The organism is Bifidobacterium pullorum DSM 20433 (genome assembly GCF_000771405.1).
Classification (GTDB): Bacteria; Actinomycetota; Actinomycetes; order Actinomycetales; family Bifidobacteriaceae; genus Bifidobacterium; species Bifidobacterium pullorum.
The window spans coordinates 143729-160143 of sequence record NZ_JDUI01000001.1; the positions used below are offsets into that span (position 1 = coordinate 143729).

The following is a 16415-nucleotide window of genomic DNA, read 5'->3' on the forward strand; positions in this document are numbered from 1 at the left end:
TATCTCCTAAAACTTCAGTACGACGCTGATCAGAAGGATGGGGTTGTCAATCTCAAGGCTGGCGTTGAACGTCTTGATTTCCTGGTCGCCCTCGGCTCTGAACCTGGTGTCACGTTCGTGGAATGACGCCTGGAAGGCCCCGAGCTTCTTTTCCTTTTGCTCCGCCTTTTTCCTGATGTCTATCTTTTCGTAGAAATTGTTCGAGGCTCTTTCCTGTTCACGGAGTTCCTCGATTTCCGCGCTCATCTCTTGGTACTGCACGACAAGCTGTTCGTTCTGGATGCGTATCCAGTTCTCGATCTTGCGCCGGTTGTATTCCCGTACCGGTTCCGACTGTCTGTCGAGCTTGTCCAGCATCTCTGAGACGAGGTTTTGGTACGTTCTCTGGAACAGAGCGTTTTCCTCATCCGTCGGCGTGAAGTATCGCACATTGGAGTCGTCGATTTTCTCCAGTTCCGGCACAAGGTCGTCCTCTTCGAAGTCGACATACCTGCCCTCGTGGTCGCACATAAGAAGCACGGGGAAGAGGATGTCCGCATTGTTGCACATCGCACCGAGGAACAGGTATCCTCGTGCCCCGATGTTCTGTTCACCCCAGCCGTCGACTTTCCAGTACTGGACATCCCTGAACACCTCCGACTGCGCGACTTTGCTCCAATAGTCGACCTGCTGTAGGTAGCGGTCGATGTCCTTCTTCGTGCCTTCGAGTGCCTGCTTCTTTGCGCCGCTGCTTTCCGTGACTAAGATGTCGCGGAGTTTCTGCGTCTTCTTGTCGCGCTTCGCATCCAGCTTTCTGTTCAGCTTGTTGAACTCTTTCTTGAATTCAGCAGCTGTGTCGCATCGCTGATAGATGTCCAACACCGTCTTCTCGAAGCTCGTGCCGGATTCCAGAGCTCCGATTGCAATGTCGGAAGCTCCGAATACACCCTCGAAAAGCTTGAACTTCTCCGAGAGTATCTCGTAGACACGCTTGTCAGCCTCGTTCTGCGTGTTCAGCAGGTTGATGGCGACCACGTCGTTCTGCTGCCCGTAGCGATGGCAGCGGCCGATTCGCTGCTCGATCTTCATCGGGTTCCACGGCAGGTCGTAGTTGATGACTGTGTTGCAAAACTGCAGGTTCAGGCCTTCCGAGCCGGCGTCGGTGCATATGAGTATCTTCGCATTCTCTTTAAAATAGTCGACGATGGCGTGCTTGTATTCGACGCTTCTCCCGTAGTTCGCGTTTCCATAGTTCTTCGCCTGCCATGCTTGGTATATTTCCTTCGACATGGCATCGTCGAATCCTCCGTTAAACAGGAGGATGTCTTCCTCACTGTACCCGGATTTCCTGAGTTCTTCGGCGATGTATTTCTGTGTCCGTTTCGACTCAGTGAACACAACGGCTTTCTGCGCAATGCCGTGATCCCGCTGGTATGAGAAGCAGATCTCAAGCGCCTGCCTCAACGCAGTGACCTTGGAGTTCGTCTGGATGCGTTTTGCCACATCGATGATGGCGTTGACCTCGTCCAGCTCCGCCTGGATGTATGCCTTCTGCGTCGCGGTGCCCTCGTTCTCGGTTTCCTCGAAGCCGGATTCGTCAATCTCGTCCTCGACGAAGCTCCAGAACAGGTCGAAGCCCTCCTGTGCGTCAGCAGACTTCGTGCCCTCATACAGCTTCTCGAGCCGCTTCTTCAGCACCTCAAAGGTATCAATAAGGGCGAAGCTGGATGAAGCCATGAGCTTGCGGATGACCAGGATGATCAGCGCCCGGTTGGATGTCGGAATGGAATACAGGACATCCCGCTTGAGGAACAGGTTGACCCGCTCGTAAAGATCAATCTCGTCCCGTGACAGTTCGAAGTCGACGGTCTTGCAGATCCTCTTCACGAAATGCATGTAGTCCGCCACATCTTTTCGCAGCGTCCTGTACAGCACCGGCATGAGTTCCCGCTTGAGGTCGTCGTAATTCTCATCCTTTATGTAACGCTGCCGGAACACCTGCTCCGAACCGAAGATTCGCGGATCAATGAAGGAGATAAGCCCGTACAGGTCCATGAGTGAGTTCTGCAGAGGTGTTGCTGTCAGGAGAATCTTCGGTATCCCGCCGGAAAGCTCGTACAGCCGCTTTGCACGCTTCGTACCGCTCAGGTTGCGCAGGTTGTGCGCCTCATCGATGATGAGGAAGTCCCATTTCACATCAGGGAATCGTTTCATCAGCTTCGACGAGTAATCGTAGGAGGTGATGACAATCCGGACACTCTGCCTGTCAGCGAGCTCCTTATGCCAGTCCTCCGCATCATGTTCGACCGTGAGTCTGTCGAGAATCACGGATTTCAGGTCGAACTTGTCCTCGAGCTCCAGCTCCCACTGCTTGCGGAGAGACGCAGGGAGCGCAATCAGAACTTTCTTCGCTCCGGACTCCAGCATGTAGCGCAGGACGAGCCCCGCCTCGATCGTCTTGCCGAGTCCGACCTCGTCAGCAAGCACCATGCCGCCCGTCTTCATCGCGTCGATGGCAGCGCAGAATGCATTGATCTGGTGAGGATTCGGATCGATATGAGATTCGGACGGAAGGAGGAAATGGAATGGTGATTTCCCCAGCTCCATGCGTTTGAACCTGCCGTACTGCCCGAGAAGCAGGTTTCTGCTTTCACTGCTGTCCATCTGTATCTTCCCAGTGAAGCTGTGCGAAGATTCCCTCGGCGATACCTCTTGCCATCAAAGGAGGTACGGCGTTACCGATCTGCACGAACTGCGATGTGCGCGGTCCCTCAAAGTAGTAGCTGTCCGGGAATGACTGTATGCGCGCCGCTTCCCGCACCGTGATAGAGCGGTGCTGCCGGATGTCAGGATGGATGAAGTAGTGACCGTCCTTGGAAAGGTGTGCCAGTATCGTGTGACAGCAGTGTTCGTCTCCTTCGACCACCTTGAAACGGTCAGTGAAGGAATATCGGTTTTTGTGTGTCTTGAGTTCCTCCGGCAAGTCGTTGTAGTTTAGCCTCTTGTGCCCGTCATTCCACAGTTCTATGGCTCTCTCGTATATCTTTACGTCACGCTCGATGTTCGGCCGAGAGTTCTGGAGAGTAAGGACATCATCTTTCGTCCGGATGCCAGTTTCTGTCACATAACTACTTGGCTTCTTCTTCGAGTACGTGTTTTCGCTCTCACCGGGATGGAGCTCTGGAAGATCTGTAAACAGATCATTCACCACGGCATCCGTTTCCTTCCTGATGAAGTCCGGGTATGCAAGACCGCTGTTCTTCAGCCAACCGACGATAATCATCCTACGTCTGTTCTGAAGCACACCGAAGGTCTGTGCGTTCTGCTCATGACACTCGATTTCGTATCCGACACGCTTGAGGTACTTTTGTAGGTTTTTCCAGATGACTCCCCCCTGTGCGGACTCGATACCAATCACGTTCTCGAAAACAAACATACGCGGCTGATATTTCTTGAGGAAGCGTGCATAGAGCTTATACAGGTAATTTCGCGGATCATCCTTCATCGGAACTTCCATGTGACTGCTCTGAGCTCTGCCGACAAGGGAGTATGCCTGACACGGCGGCCCGCCGACAATCACATCTACCTTTTCGATTCCGCGTATTTTCATGATGCCATCGATAGTCCCGAAAACAGCAAGGAGAGTTTCATCGGACAGCGTCTCATTGATAACTGTTTTTGTGATGGAAGATGGAATCTGCTTCATGAACTCGTCACGGCTGGTCTTCCCGGAGAGGTATTCCCTGTAAAGGGCGAGGTTACCCGTGTTCTTCAGATAGTAGTATGCGCTACGGGTTTCAAGTGTCTTTGCGGCATACTTATTCATCTCGACATGTGCAACCGGCTGAAAGCCTGCCTGCAGGAACCCCTCTGACAGGCCTCCCGCTCCAGCGAAGAGGTCTATGAAATTATAGCTGCTCTGTTCATCCGCTTGCGGCATACATCTTCCTCTTCCTTACAATCGTTTTCCCATACCATACTATGGACAGGACCGGGCCTCAATCGGCTCTGCCGATCATGCTCCACGCTACAAAACGAACCATAATGCGTCCTATATCCCATCTTATCTGGCTCTTGTGTTGTTTTCGTGGGTGGTGGCTCGTCGTTGAGCCGTTGAATACGAAGGTGTGAGGGGCGCTTCCTGTAGGTTTGTTTTTCGACCAAGAATACAACCGAGGAAAGCGCCTTGGTTGAAGAGCATATTCAAGCGATTGCCGAACGTCAAAGACATGATGGTCGAGGACGTGTCGTTGGACGACTCCCCGCTACGCGACGCGCCCGTCCTGGTGGCGCGCGTCAGGTGCGGGAAGGGAGCGTTGCGCTGCTCGCGCTGCGGGCGAAAGGCCCCGAGATACGACAACGGCGGGGGCGGGCGAAGCTGGCGGCACCAGGACTTCGGTTGCTTCCGCGTCGAGCTTTCCGGCCCGGTCCCGCGAGTGGAATGCCGTCCGCACGGCGTGGTGGTCTCCCGGGTGCCGTGGGCCGAGCCGGGCAGCCGGTTCACCCGCGACTTCGAATCCGAGTGCGCATGGCTGATGACGGTCGCCGGCCAGAAGACCGTGAGCGGTTTCCCGCATATCGCGTGGAGGACCGCCGGCGACATCGCCAGACGGGTCGCCGGCCGGCTGGAGTCCTCGATGCCGTGCATGTTCGACGGGTTGCACGCGATCGGTGTGGACGAGACCAGCCGCAGGAAGGGCCACGCGTACATCACCGTCATCGTCGACCACGGGCGCGGACGCGTGATCCGGGCGCACGACGGGCACGGCAGACAGGTCCTCGACCTGTTCTTCCGACAACTGACGCCGGAGCGGCGCGCGTCGATCCGGATCGTGACCGGCGACGGGGCCGGATGGATCGACTCGTCCGTGGCCGAGCACCGCCCGAACGCCGAACGCGTGCTCGACTCGTTCCACATCGTCTCCTGGATGACCGACGCGCTCGACCGGGTCGGGAAACGGTTGTGGAACCAGGCCAGGCGCGACGGGAACAAAACGGCGACCGAGGCGATGCGCGGCGTCGAATACGCCGTGCCCAGGAACCCCGGCGACCTGACCGAACGCCAATCCACGGACCTCGCCACACTCGCCGACGCGGATCCCAAGGCCAGCCCTACCGCTCGTGGCAGCTCAGGGAACTCCTGCGCACGCTCCTGCGCCAGCCCGTCGAACGGGCCGAAGCGGAACTCAAACGATGGATCGGCCGGGCGTCACGCTGCCGCATCCCCGAGATCGTCGAACCATGCGGGAAGATCCGCAGACGCCGCGACGACATCCTCACAACCATCAGGCTCGGCTGTTCCAACGCCGGGATCGAAGCGTTCAACAACAAGATCAAGGTCACCATCCGCATGGCCTACGGCTCCCGCGACACGGACAACCTCATCGCCATGATCAAACTCAGATGCTCAGGACCACCCATCCACCTGCCAACACCCATCCTCTAACCCACGAAAACAGCAGAAGCCTCGTAAATAACTCCATATAACGCTATCCACAGATCGTAACCGCGGAAACGTATATCCTTGATATACATACATGCTTGCCGTCGAGCGGAGGTCATCATGGATACCAGTGCATTCTCGTGGACACGCGAGCCGAAGGACTACGTCATCGGCAACGATCGCATCGAGATCACCACCGCGCCGCACACGGACCTGTGGCAGCGCACCTATTACCATTTCCGCAACGACAACGCCCCGGTCCTGCAGATGGAGACCGCTGAGCGGTATTTCAGCTTTGTGGTGAAAACCGATTTCTCCGGAAGCCATCACCGTTTCGACCAGTGCGGCGTGGTGATGTATCTCGATAGCGAGAACTGGCTGAAGGGTTCCATCGAATACGAGAATGACGAGTTCCAGCACTTGGGCAGCGTGGTGACGAACAACGGCTACTCCGACTGGGCGACCACGGCCATTCCCGCCACCATCAAGTCCATGTGGTACCGGTTCAGCCGTCGCGAGGACGACTACTGCATCGAATGTTCGCAGGACGGCGTCAACTTCTCGCAGATGCGTATCTGCCATATGGCCAAGGGCGACGACACCATCCGGTTCGGCATCTACGCCTGTTCGCCGGAGGATTCCTCCTTCACCGCGGTGTTCACGGACATGCGGATGATGGAATGTCAGTGGCGGGCGCACGACGGGCAGCAGCCCGACGACGAGTGATTCCCGGTCCGTGACCGCGATCGCGTGCACGGACCGGGAATCACCGATGTTCGGGGAGATCATATGTTGTCGCCGTTGCTTGCATGTCCGCCCCGACCCAAAGCGGTAACGGACTCTCCCAAGGCCACAAGCCGGTCGGCGTCGATCCGGTAGTACATCCAACGACCGTCCCGTCGCTGATGAACCAGTCCGGCGTCGACCAGCACCTTCATGTGGTGGCTGAGCGTGCTTTGGCTGACGTGGAGTCGGTCGAGCAGCTTGCATGCGCACAGTTCTTCTTCATGGGCAAGCGCACGGACGACGGTCAGCCGCGTCTCGTCGGCGAGCGCGCGCAACGCGGACACGTCGGGCCGGTCGAGGCGCTGCTCGTCCGCCGCGCGGATTCTGTCCGCAAGGTCGTCGACATTGCGTGCAATGGCGTCGATGCAGGCGTCATATGCCGCGTCCTCTTTGCCTGTCGGGTCATCGAGCCCCCAGTCCTCGCGATGCTGGCATGGCAGCGCGGGGCAGCTCACGCCGCACCCCATCGTCACCACGATGTCGGGTCTAGGGATCTCGTCAAGCGCTTTGCTCCGCAGCATGGAGACGTCGATTCCGCGTTTGGCCAGCAGCCGTAGCGCGTCCGGGTTCGGCGCGGCGAGTGGATCGGTGCCCGCCGAGTACGGCTCGATGACGTCGGATGCACGCATACGCGCGACGGCCTCCGCGATCTGGCTGCGGCACGCGTTATGCGTGCAGATGAATGCGACGCGTACTTTGCCGGCGTTCACGACCGTTCCCCGATGAGGGTGCGTATCTCATCGGCCGTGAGGACCTTGCCCGCGCTGACGACCGTGCCGTCCATGACAAGGGCTGGCGTCGTCATCACTCCGGCTTCGGCGATCCGGGCCATATCGGTCACGTAGTCGACCTGGTCGGCGCCGAGGGCTTCGGTCGCGGCCTCGTACAGCGCGTGGCATTTCCGGCAGCCGGTGCCCATCACCTGCACGCGGGCGTTTCCGTTTCCGCCGATGTCCCGCTTCTTTGTGGTTGTGCCGAACAGTCCCATGATGGTGGCTCCTTTCGTTGTGTTCGGTTGTTCCTGCCGACGCCCGTGACCCTCCGTTACAGGATGGGTTGCAGGACGTTGAACGCATACCCGCACGCCACGATGCCGATCAGGCAGATCCCGACGAATATGCCAAGCAGTTTTGGTTTGACGACGCGGGCGAGCATGATGAGGCTTGGTACGGACAGCACCGTCACGCTCATCATGAACGACAGCACGGTGCCGAGCGCGGCGCCTTTCGCCAGCAGCGATTCGGCGATCGGGATGACGCCGAAGACATCGGCGTAGATGGGTGCGCCCGCCACTGTTGCCAGTATGACGGCGAAGGGGTTCCCGTCGCCGAGTACCGGTTCGATGACCTCCTGGGGGATCCAGTTGTGCACGAGGCTGCCGATGCCGACGCCCACGAGGATGTAAGGGAAGACCTTGCGGAAGGTCGATGCGGTCTCGCCGGCGGCGTAGAGCGCACGTTCACGGGGTGTGCGTCTCATGTCCTCTTCGGCGTCCACCGACTCCCCTCGCACGAAGTCCATGACCTGATCATCCATGCCAAGTCGTTGAATCAGTGCGCCGCCCGCGATTGCGACCACCAATCCGAACACTGTATAAAGCACGGCCACGTCAGGCCCGAACGCACTCGTGATCAGCACCAGGCTGCCGAGGTCGACCATCGGTGAGGAAATCAGGAAGCTGAACGTCACGCCGAGCGGCAGTCCGGCGCGGGTGAATCCGATGAACAACGGAATGGAGCTGCAGCTGCAGAACGGCGTCACCGTGCCCAGCAACGCCCCGACCGCATTGCCCTGGATGCCGCGGAAACGGCTGAGGATCCGCCGGCTGCGTTCGGGAGGGAAATAGCTTTGGATGTAGCTGATGACGAAGATCATCGTCACCAGCAGGATGACGATCTTGATCGTGTCATAGATGAAGAAGTGGAGCGTACCACCCCAGGAGGATTGGGGGTCGATGCCGAAGCACGCGAGCATCGAGGCGACGAGGTCGCTCAGCCACTGCATTTTCAGCAGCTGGTCAAGGATGAACGAGCCGATTTCCTGCATGATCCACCTCAGATCTCAGATCGATATCGGTCGATATGACACATCGCCATTATATATCGACATATATCGATATGTCGAGCCGGCGCGCCCAATGCATCGCACGAGATCAGGCGATCCCGGTCACATCGACTTTCCGCGATACCACGTCTCGCCGAACAGCCCTTCATCCACATGTCCGATGGTCCGTCCGTGCCGGTCGACCACGCGGGTATTGCATGTCACTGCCGCATGGAGGCGTCGTACAGGTAATACGCCATGGATCGACCATGGGCGTGGGCGACGTGCGTGATACGGCGATTCAGCCCCCGACGCTCATAGAAGCCCACGTTGCAGTCCGTATTGGTGTAGAGGAAATACCGACGTACGTCGGCGGCGCGGAATTCCCGTTCCATGTGGCCGAGCAGCCGTGCGCCGATGCCGGTCCCCTGCAGTGACGGATCGAGGATGAGCAGGATCACCTCGCCCTGATACGTCCGACCCTGACGGCGGGCGTCCGCGGACAGCATCATGCCCTCCACGCCCAGCTTGACGAGCTCCGATGCGCTTCGGCGCCCCTCGGCGCTGCGCAGCAGGCGCAGCATGGACCGGCATGCCGTAATGTGGTGCCGGTTGATCGGCAACGGCCTGGTGTCCCCGCCGTCGATGCGGGCCAGGCATACGCCCGCCGGCCGGCCGTCGCATTCGACGGCCACGGCAGCGGTGGCACGTGCCATGCAGAATTCAAGGTCGGCGCGGGCGGCGACGGTCTGCGTTCCGGGATCACCCTCCGCATACCAGACACGGCGCAACAGATCGGCCAGCACATCGGCGTCGACTCGCTTCATCGTCCGTAAACGCACAACATTCGACGGCACGCAGGCTCCCTCCCCTGGAATCATCACACGACGACCGACCTCGTGCGGAAGATTACAGTTCTCGTCGAAGAACAATCATATCCACCAGACGAACCCCGCATTCGATAATCGGATGATCGTAATGATCCGTGAAGAAATGCTCGATTCTATGGGAGCGAACGAAACCGCACTTCTCATAGAACGGTATCGTCAGAGGGCTGTCGCCCGTGCCGACCTGCAGTACGGAATATCGCCCCTTATACGTTCGCGCCACAAAATCGAGCAAGGCCCTCCCGTATCCGAGCCCGTGACATTCCGGAACGACGGCGATGTTTTTGATCTCCAGAACGCCATCGCCCTCATCCGTTACCACGCATTCGGCTTTCACGCCATTATCGTCAAGCACATACATGACGCCACGCTCAAGATATCGGCCCACCATGCTCTCCTGTTCATCGGCGAGCAGCAGCAATGGAAGGAAACGCTTCCTATCACCGGTTATCTTTCTGATTTCCATAGCGGTTCACCATCTCACGGACACATTCGATCAACAATCCATCATACGGTTCGCCAATCTCAGCCAGGACACGACTCAGTGGGCGGATTATGCGTTCAGTGGGCGGGTCATCATGGACGGCCAAAGTCCGAAGGCTCAGCAATCAAGACATTCCGCCGATTAGGTGACGGCGCATGTCGTCAACCACCCGCCCACTGAAGCGTGAACCCGCCCACTGAAGACCTCAGTGTCCGACAGCAGCCGGTGGGGAATGCCCGATAATACAAGGATGCATTCGGCAGGAAACAGCTGACGTGATACGAACGGAAATGTCCGTCAGCGCAAGGATGTCCTCGGCGGGGAAAGCATCCGGCACGATACGAGTAGGAATGTCCGCCAATGCGAGAATGCCCCGCAGCGCCGCCCTCACACATGCAGCGCGATACGATGGAAATACCACCATGGCGTCAATGATTCGGCGAAGGAGCATGACATGGCCAAGCTGCGCAAGATGCTGGGCGATCCCACCGGGCCGCGGGCCAAGGCGCTGATGGCGCTGATCGATACGCAGAGCGCCTCCACGTTGGGTCGTTGGGCTGCCGCATACGCCGAGGAACGGTATCTGCCGATACTAAGCCGCCGCCGCTCAGGACAGTCCGTGGACGACCGGTTCGCCACGGCCATCAAGCAGGCGATCGCCTGTGCCGACGGCAACGCCACGCTGAAGGACGCCAAGCCCGCATTGAGAGCGGCGCTGGCCGCCGCCCGCGAGACAGGTGACGCCGACCCGGTGGCGCAGGCCGCCGCCCGTGCCATCAGCACGGCCTGCGGTGTGATTCAGACGCCGACGAATGCCCTTGGCTTCGCCTTCTATGGCGCGGCGGCCGCGGCGTACGACCAGGCCGGGCTATCCGCCGACTCGGCGGAGTACGAGCGTCTGGCGGATATGGAATTCGATCGGATCATCGCGTCATTGCGGCATGCGGCCGTTGATGATGAGCCAAACCCTGTCAAGGTGCGGTGGAACTGCTGAGCCGAGGTTGGCGACGCCACTAACGCAGATAACCGCGCGGGTGCACGACGCTTACAGCAACGCCGTCAATTCCAGCAACGCCGGGCCGGCGATGACGCCGCCAACCAGCGTCAGCAGCATGCCCAAGAACATCATCGGACGGGCCGGCCCCTCCGACCAGCCCTGCTGATGACGGAGCGTCCGCACGCCATACGCAATGCCGGCCACGCCGAATGACGCCAACCCCATCAGCAGCATCGGACCGCCCAACACCAGCAGTCCCATTTGAGAGAACAGATTGAGATCCAACATGGTCATGTTCCTTTCCTGGTCGTCGATGAGTCCGAATCGTTGTTGTATGACTTCAGCATCCCGCATATCGCGCCGATTCTCATTCATGCGTCGGAATGACCTTTCATATTCCGGCTTGACGTACCGCCACGTCACTCATCCTTAAGGATTACGGGTATCCCCCATCGCCCCGGTCCGCTCCGTTAGACCAAATTCGCACGTTCCATCACGAAACAGCACACGCAATTCACAAATGCCCCGACCAAACAACACATTATTCAAACACGACACGAATGAACATCACTCGTGTTTCGTTTTCAAAAAAATAACACGATTTTTTGCGGCCTGAAATTCCGCGGAAAACGCGCGTCCAAAGCTCCCGATAACGCAAACAATCGCATGTTCACTTGATTTTCCCCGTCACGAAGGTGCTATTGTTAAACACGTAAGCCATACGGCGGACACCACAGACTTCTTGTGAAGTTCACAACATAAAATGTTCGTTTCACCCGACGAAACGAACACAACACCAGTCATCGCGGCGACGCGATGACAGAAAGGCAAGAACCATGGCAGACGATAAGAAGGTCATCACCGTCAACCTCTCGATGTTCGGTCAGGACGCCGCCGCCAAGACCGCGGCCGCCAACAAGGTGGCCAAGGAGCTGGGCATCAGCGACGAGGCCCTGGCTCAGGTCGAGGACTTCAAGCAGCAGCTCACCCTGCATGACGCCTGGGATCTGCCGTTCATGGGCTACGTGAACGAGGATGGCTATGGCTACGCCTATGTGCCGGACGCCGCCATCTGCACCGTGCCCTACTGGGACGCGCATCAGGCGTTCCTGGATCTGCCGTACGACGTGCAGACCGCGTTCGCGATTCGCATGCTCTTCACGCACCGTCCGGTCGACCGCTATGGTGCCGACATGTTCCTGCACTATCAGCGCGGCATCAACGTCAAGTGGGAGGGCGAAGGCGCCAACGAGTACTGATCTCAACGCCAGGGGCTGAGAGAGCAGAGAGATAGGTAAGGGCTGGTTTCCGACGCAATGGCGCATCGGAAACCAGCCCTTACCTCGTCTTTGTCTACATCCACCACAGACGCCCCATTCGGGAGGGAAAGTCACCGCACGGACTCCCGTACCTCGCGGGCTCCGCCGTGTCATGCAGAGGCATCGGCGTCACGGGTGCGATGACGTCAGAGGGAGGTACGGGACACCCGCGCCCGCAGGCGGAAGGCCATGGCCAGGCAGACCACGGACAGGGCGCAGATGACGGTCATGACGGCGAAGGTCCAGGCACCGCCGACCGCGGTGGCGTGCATGAACGCGGGCGTCCCCTCTTCGCCGGCACCGGCCTGCGCCACCGACAGGATGGTGGAGAACAACGCGGTGCCGGCCGCACCGCCGAACTGCATGGAGGTCTGGAACACGGCGTTGCCGTCTGGGGTGAACGCCGGAGGCACCTCGCGCAGCGCGCTGGTCATGATATTCGAGAATTCGAGCGCGTAGCTCAGTCCGAAGATGAAGTACAGCCCCGCCAGCAACGCCGGAGTCAGATGCATCGAACACACGAGCAGCAGCACCGTGGCGACCGTCGCCACCACGAAGGCGGTCAGAATCGGTCGGGTCGGACCGAATTTGTCATAGAGCATGCCGCCGATCGGAGCGCAGAAGGCTCCGATCAGCGCACCCGGCAACACCAGCGCGCCGGCCACGAACGCGTCGGTGCCCAGCGACAGCTGCGCCAGATTGGTGATCACATAGCCGAAGCCGATGCCCACCATCGGCAGGATCGCATACGGCAGCAGGTGCAGCAGCACAATGCGGTTGCGCAGGAATCCCAATCGGATCAGCGGCGAGAACGACTTCCGAGACGACCATCCGAAGAACAGCAGCGAGCCGACGCCCACCACCAGGCTCACCACGGCGATCAGCGCGGGCATCATCACCTCGCCGCCGCTGACGGCCGCGCCGACCGCCACGCCGGCCTGGTTGAGGAACATGATCAGACCGCACAGCGCCAGCACAATCGACACGAACTGCAACGGGTTGAGCACGGCGGCCTCGGTCGGATGCTTCTGCTGGATGCACTTCAGGCCAACCGGCAGCGAGATCAGCAGGATGATCGGGATCACGATGACGAAAATCGCCCGCCACGGCAGCACGCTGGTCACCGCCCCGCCGACGGTCGGGCCGATGGCCGGCGCCACGGTGATCACCAGTGAGCCGACGCCCATCAGCCGGCCCACCTTGGAGCGCGGCGACTGTTCCAGGATGATGTTCATCATCAGCGGCGTGGCCATGCCCGAACCGACGCCCTGGATCACGCGCGCGGCGAGGATCAGCGGGAACGCCTGCGCCACGATCATGATCAGCGAGCCCAGCACAGCCAGCACCACTGCGGCCATAAAAATCGTCTTGTTCCTGAACCGTCGCTTGATGAACGACGACAGCGGCATGGTGGCCGCCACGGCCAGCAGGTAGATGGTGGTGATCCACTGCACGGTGGCGGTGTCCACGTTGAATTCCCGCATCAGCTGCGGGAACAGCACGGTCATCACCGTTTCAGTCAGGATGCCGATGAAGGCCAGCGACCCGACCGCCACGATGGCGCCGATCAGCTTCATCGGAATGCGTTCGTCGGCCGCCGCTCCCCCAGCGGTGGTCGCTGCTGTTGTCTCACACGTCTCCACGGTTTCACTCCTCTTATCTTGTCTCCCGCTCCCGGCGGGCCGACATATGAGTGTAATCGACCGCAGGACTATGTTTCATATGCTGGAATATAGAAATGGACGGCCGCCGTGGCCGGCAAGCCGTCCGTTTCCGCCTACACGGATGCACAGCACCCGCACAACTAAAACGTCACCGTCCAAAAAACGGTTCATACCCGTGGACATGTTCACGGAAGACACGGGCGAGCAGGCAACCCGCATCGCATGCTATTCGATAAGGCCCAGTTCCTTGAGTTTATTGGTCAGCTGCGGATTCGTGGGTTCCACAAACACGGTGCCATCCTCGAACAGCAGCACCGGGATGTGCTTCTGGCCGCTGATCTGCTCGGCCCACTCGGCCGCACCCTCCTCGGATTCGATGTCATGGTGGTTGTAGACCACATGGTAGCGGTCCAGCACCTGCTTGGCGCGACGGCAATCACCGCACCATTCCGCACCGTAGAATTCGATTGTCGATGCCATAGCTCCTCCTTGTCTCATGACGCATGCCCTGACACACCTATCATGGCGATGCATGCCATTCGTCACATGTCGTCCATCGTTCCGCCCCGGCGGTCAAACCCGCCATCGGCGGCGTTCCCGTTCATCGTACCCGCCGCCGGCCCCTTTGCAGCCACGTCACGCTGCCGGCGTAGCCATCAGCGGAGCGGCCCGCAGGGTCAGGAACGCGCCGCATCCACGAACGCCTTGAAGATCATGCGGCTGCGCGCATCGACCTTGTGCAGGAATTCAGGATGCCACTGCACACCCCAGCAGAACCGCGATTCGGGGCGATACAGCGCCTCGATCACGCCATCGTCGGCCTTGGCCATCACGGCCAGTTCGTCCGCCACCTCACGCACCGCCTGATGATGGTAGCTGTTGACCGCGATGCGACGCCCCTCCCCCGCAGCCTCCATCAGGTCGGCGAGCGGTGTGCCGGGGACCAGATCGACCTCGTGCCCGAGCAGGTCGTACGGCGGGTTCGGCATGTGGTGCTCCACGTCGCTGGGCAGTTCGGTGGGCAGGTCGTGCCACATCGTGCCGCCGAGCACAGCGTTCAGGATCTGGACGCCGCGGCAGATGCCGAGCATCGGGGTGTCCGTGGCGATGATTTCGGGGATCAGCAGCGCCTCCATGCGGTCGAGTTCCGGGCTCAGTTCCGGATTCATCGCCAGATACTCGGGCGACGCGCTCTCGCCATACATCTCCGGGGCCACATCCTGCCCGCCTGTGACCAGGATGCCGTCGCACAGTCTGACCAGCTGACGGATTGTGGCCGGATCCTCGGTCAACGGCAGCATGACGGGCGTGCCGCCCGCCTCCGTGATGCCGTCCATGTATCCGGGCAGCATCCACAGGCTCTCCAGCTTGTAGTCCATCAGCGGCACCACGCCGATCAGGGGTCGGTTGTTCATGTCACTCCTTATCAGTTCCGGGCTTCGGCCGTTCGGCATGCAGGATGGCGCGGATGCGGTCCAGCCGCGGCTTCACCTCATGCTCATAGCCACGATCATTCGGATGATAATATTCGCGGCCCACCAGTTCGTCCGGCATGTACTGCTGCGTCGCCACGGCACCCGGCCAGTCGTGCGCGTACCGGTAGCCCTCATGGTTGCCCCAGTCCTTCATCAGCTTGGTCGGCGCGTTGCGCAGATGCAACGGCACCTCGCCGATGCGACCGGCATCCACGTCGGCGAGCGCCTGGTCGATGGCCAGGTAGCTGGCGTTCGACTTGGGCGCGGTGGCCACGGCCACGGTGGCCTCCGCCAGGATGATGCGTGCCTCGGGCATGCCGATCATGGCCACGGCCTGCGCGGCGGCGACCGTGACCTCCAGGATCTGCGGGGCGGCCATGCCGACCTCCTCGGCGGCGGCGATCATGATGCGCCGGGCGATGAACCGGGGGTCCTCCCCCGCACGGATCATACGGGCCAGGTAATGCAACGCGGCGTCGACGTCTGAGCCGCGCATCGATTTGATGAACGCGGAGATGACGTCGTAGTGGTCGTCGCCGCCCTTGTCGTACCGTACGGTGGCCACGTCCATGACCTGGCTGACGACCTCGGGGGTGATGATCGGGCGGCGTGCGCCCTTCTTTCGCGCCGTGTCGCCGGTCATCGCCCCGGCGGCGGCCTCCAGGATGGTCAGGGTCTTGCGTGCGTCGCCGCCGGCCATGCGCACGATCTCGTCGATGGCCTCGTCGGTGGCCCTGACCTCGCCTTTGAGCCCGCGCGGATCATTGAGCGCCCGTTCGATGAGGGTTTTGAGGTCCTCTGGTTCAAGGGATTCGAGTTTGACGACCACGGATCGGCTGAGCAGCGGTTTGATGACGGAAAAGCTGGGGTTTTCGGTAGTGGCGGCGATGAACGTGACATCACGGTTCTCCACGCTGGGCAACAATGCGTCCTGCTGGGATTTGGAGAAGCGGTGCACCTCGTCGATAAACAGCACCGTCTCCTTGCCTTCGGCGACGAGACGCCGGTGCGCGCGGTCGAGCACGGCGCGCACATCCTTGACGCCGGAGGTCACCGCCGACAATTCCTCGAAGACGCGGCCGGATTGTTTGGCCACGATGTAGGCCAGCGTGGTCTTGCCCACGCCGGGAGGGCCGAACAGGATGATCGAACTGGGCGCGGTCAGCGAGCCCTTGGATGCGGGGTTCGCCAGACGGCGCAGCGGCGAGCCGGGCCCCAGCACATGGTCCTGCCCTACCACCTCGTCGAGCGTGGCGGGGCGCATGCGCACGGCGAGCGGACGGGTCACATCCTCGGGCGCGTCGGTCGCGGCGAACAGGTCGGCGTCATCGGTCATAG

Annotated in this window: 16 protein-coding genes and 1 pseudogene; 5 read left to right on the forward strand and 12 right to left on the reverse strand. The window is 60.2% G+C overall.

Annotated features, from left to right (window positions below; genetic code table 11):
• Window positions 1–6: 6 nt before the first annotated feature.
• On the reverse strand, window positions 7–2643 hold the full coding sequence (gene drmD, locus OU11_RS00595; protein ID WP_052122506.1) for a DISARM system SNF2-like helicase DrmD: 2637 nt from the start codon (window positions 2641–2643) through the stop codon (window positions 7–9).
• The gene (locus OU11_RS00600) at window positions 2630–3919 is read right to left on the reverse strand and encodes a DNA cytosine methyltransferase (RefSeq protein ID WP_033513900.1); all 1290 of its coding nucleotides are present in this window, start codon (window positions 3917–3919) and stop codon (window positions 2630–2632) included. The genes drmD and OU11_RS00600 overlap by 14 nt, the downstream gene beginning before the upstream one ends.
• Before the next feature lie 292 nt (window positions 3920–4211).
• Between OU11_RS00600 and OU11_RS09450 the strand changes: the two are divergent.
• The 3 genes and pseudogenes from OU11_RS09450 to OU11_RS00610 form a co-directional block, all read left to right on the forward strand.
• Window positions 4212–5024: pseudogene (locus tag OU11_RS09450) on the forward strand (transposase); the annotation flags it as partial.
• Window positions 4943–5425, forward strand: coding sequence for a transposase (locus tag OU11_RS09520; protein ID WP_262975271.1), 483 nt, complete (start codon window positions 4943–4945; stop codon window positions 5423–5425). The pseudogene OU11_RS09450 and the gene OU11_RS09520, both read left to right, overlap by 82 nt.
• Window positions 5426–5542: 117 nt before the next feature.
• Window positions 5543–6148, forward strand: a complete 606-nt coding sequence (locus OU11_RS00610) for a DUF1349 domain-containing protein (RefSeq protein WP_033513901.1) — start codon at window positions 5543–5545, stop codon at window positions 6146–6148.
• 59 nt (window positions 6149–6207) lie between these two features.
• Here the strand turns inward: OU11_RS00610 and OU11_RS08720 are convergent, their stop codons facing one another.
• From OU11_RS08720 to OU11_RS00635, 5 genes are all read right to left on the reverse strand, one after another.
• Window positions 6208–6918: a metalloregulator ArsR/SmtB family transcription factor gene (locus tag OU11_RS08720; RefSeq protein WP_052122507.1), complete on the reverse strand. Its 711-nt coding sequence runs from the start codon at window positions 6916–6918 to the stop codon at window positions 6208–6210.
• Window positions 6915–7196 (reverse strand): thioredoxin family protein, encoded by a 282-nt coding sequence (locus OU11_RS00620; protein ID WP_052122508.1) that lies wholly within the window; start codon window positions 7194–7196, stop codon window positions 6915–6917. Before OU11_RS00620 ends, OU11_RS08720 begins: the two co-directional genes overlap by 4 nt.
• Before the next feature lie 56 nt (window positions 7197–7252).
• Window positions 7253–8254 (reverse strand): permease, encoded by a 1002-nt coding sequence (locus OU11_RS00625; RefSeq protein ID WP_033513902.1) that lies wholly within the window; start codon window positions 8252–8254, stop codon window positions 7253–7255.
• 218 nt (window positions 8255–8472) lie between these two features.
• A complete protein-coding gene (locus tag OU11_RS00630) occupies window positions 8473–9108 on the reverse strand; it encodes a GNAT family N-acetyltransferase (RefSeq protein ID WP_161782747.1) in 636 nt (211 codons plus the stop codon).
• Window positions 9109–9160: 52 nt separating this feature from the next.
• Window positions 9161–9604, reverse strand: a complete 444-nt coding sequence (locus OU11_RS00635) for a GNAT family N-acetyltransferase (RefSeq protein ID WP_033513904.1) — start codon at window positions 9602–9604, stop codon at window positions 9161–9163.
• A 472-nt stretch (window positions 9605–10076) separates the two neighbouring features.
• Here OU11_RS00635 and OU11_RS00640 point away from each other — a divergent pair, with 472 nt between their 5' ends.
• Window positions 10077–10616 carry a putative immunity protein gene (locus OU11_RS00640; protein ID WP_033513905.1) on the forward strand — a complete coding sequence of 180 codons (540 nt, stop codon included), beginning with the start codon at window positions 10077–10079 and terminating at the stop codon, window positions 10614–10616.
• 51 nt (window positions 10617–10667) lie between these two features.
• Here OU11_RS00640 and OU11_RS00645 read toward each other — a convergent pair whose 3' ends face one another.
• The gene (locus OU11_RS00645) at window positions 10668–10907 is read right to left on the reverse strand and encodes a hypothetical protein (protein WP_129237763.1); all 240 of its coding nucleotides are present in this window, start codon (window positions 10905–10907) and stop codon (window positions 10668–10670) included.
• Between the two features lie 548 nt (window positions 10908–11455).
• On the opposite strand from OU11_RS00645, the gene OU11_RS00650 reads away from it, so the two are divergent.
• Window positions 11456–11878 carry a hypothetical protein gene (locus tag OU11_RS00650; protein WP_033509381.1) on the forward strand — a complete coding sequence of 141 codons (423 nt, stop codon included), beginning with the start codon at window positions 11456–11458 and terminating at the stop codon, window positions 11876–11878.
• 206 nt (window positions 11879–12084) lie between these two features.
• Here the strand turns inward: OU11_RS00650 and OU11_RS00655 are convergent, their stop codons facing one another.
• The 4 genes from OU11_RS00655 to OU11_RS00670 form a co-directional block, all read right to left on the reverse strand.
• The gene (locus OU11_RS00655; protein ID WP_033513907.1) at window positions 12085–13515 is read right to left on the reverse strand and encodes an MFS transporter; all 1431 of its coding nucleotides are present in this window, start codon (window positions 13513–13515) and stop codon (window positions 12085–12087) included.
• A gap of 312 nt (window positions 13516–13827) precedes the next feature.
• Window positions 13828–14082, reverse strand: a complete 255-nt coding sequence (locus OU11_RS00660) for a glutaredoxin domain-containing protein (RefSeq protein ID WP_033513908.1) — start codon at window positions 14080–14082, stop codon at window positions 13828–13830.
• Between the two features lie 197 nt (window positions 14083–14279).
• Window positions 14280–15017: a gamma-glutamyl-gamma-aminobutyrate hydrolase family protein gene (locus OU11_RS00665; protein WP_033513909.1), complete on the reverse strand. Its 738-nt coding sequence runs from the start codon at window positions 15015–15017 to the stop codon at window positions 14280–14282.
• Window position 15018: 1 nt separating this feature from the next.
• Window positions 15019–16413, reverse strand: coding sequence for a replication-associated recombination protein A (locus OU11_RS00670; protein WP_033513910.1), 1395 nt, complete (start codon window positions 16411–16413; stop codon window positions 15019–15021).
• Window positions 16414–16415: the final 2 nt, after the last annotated feature.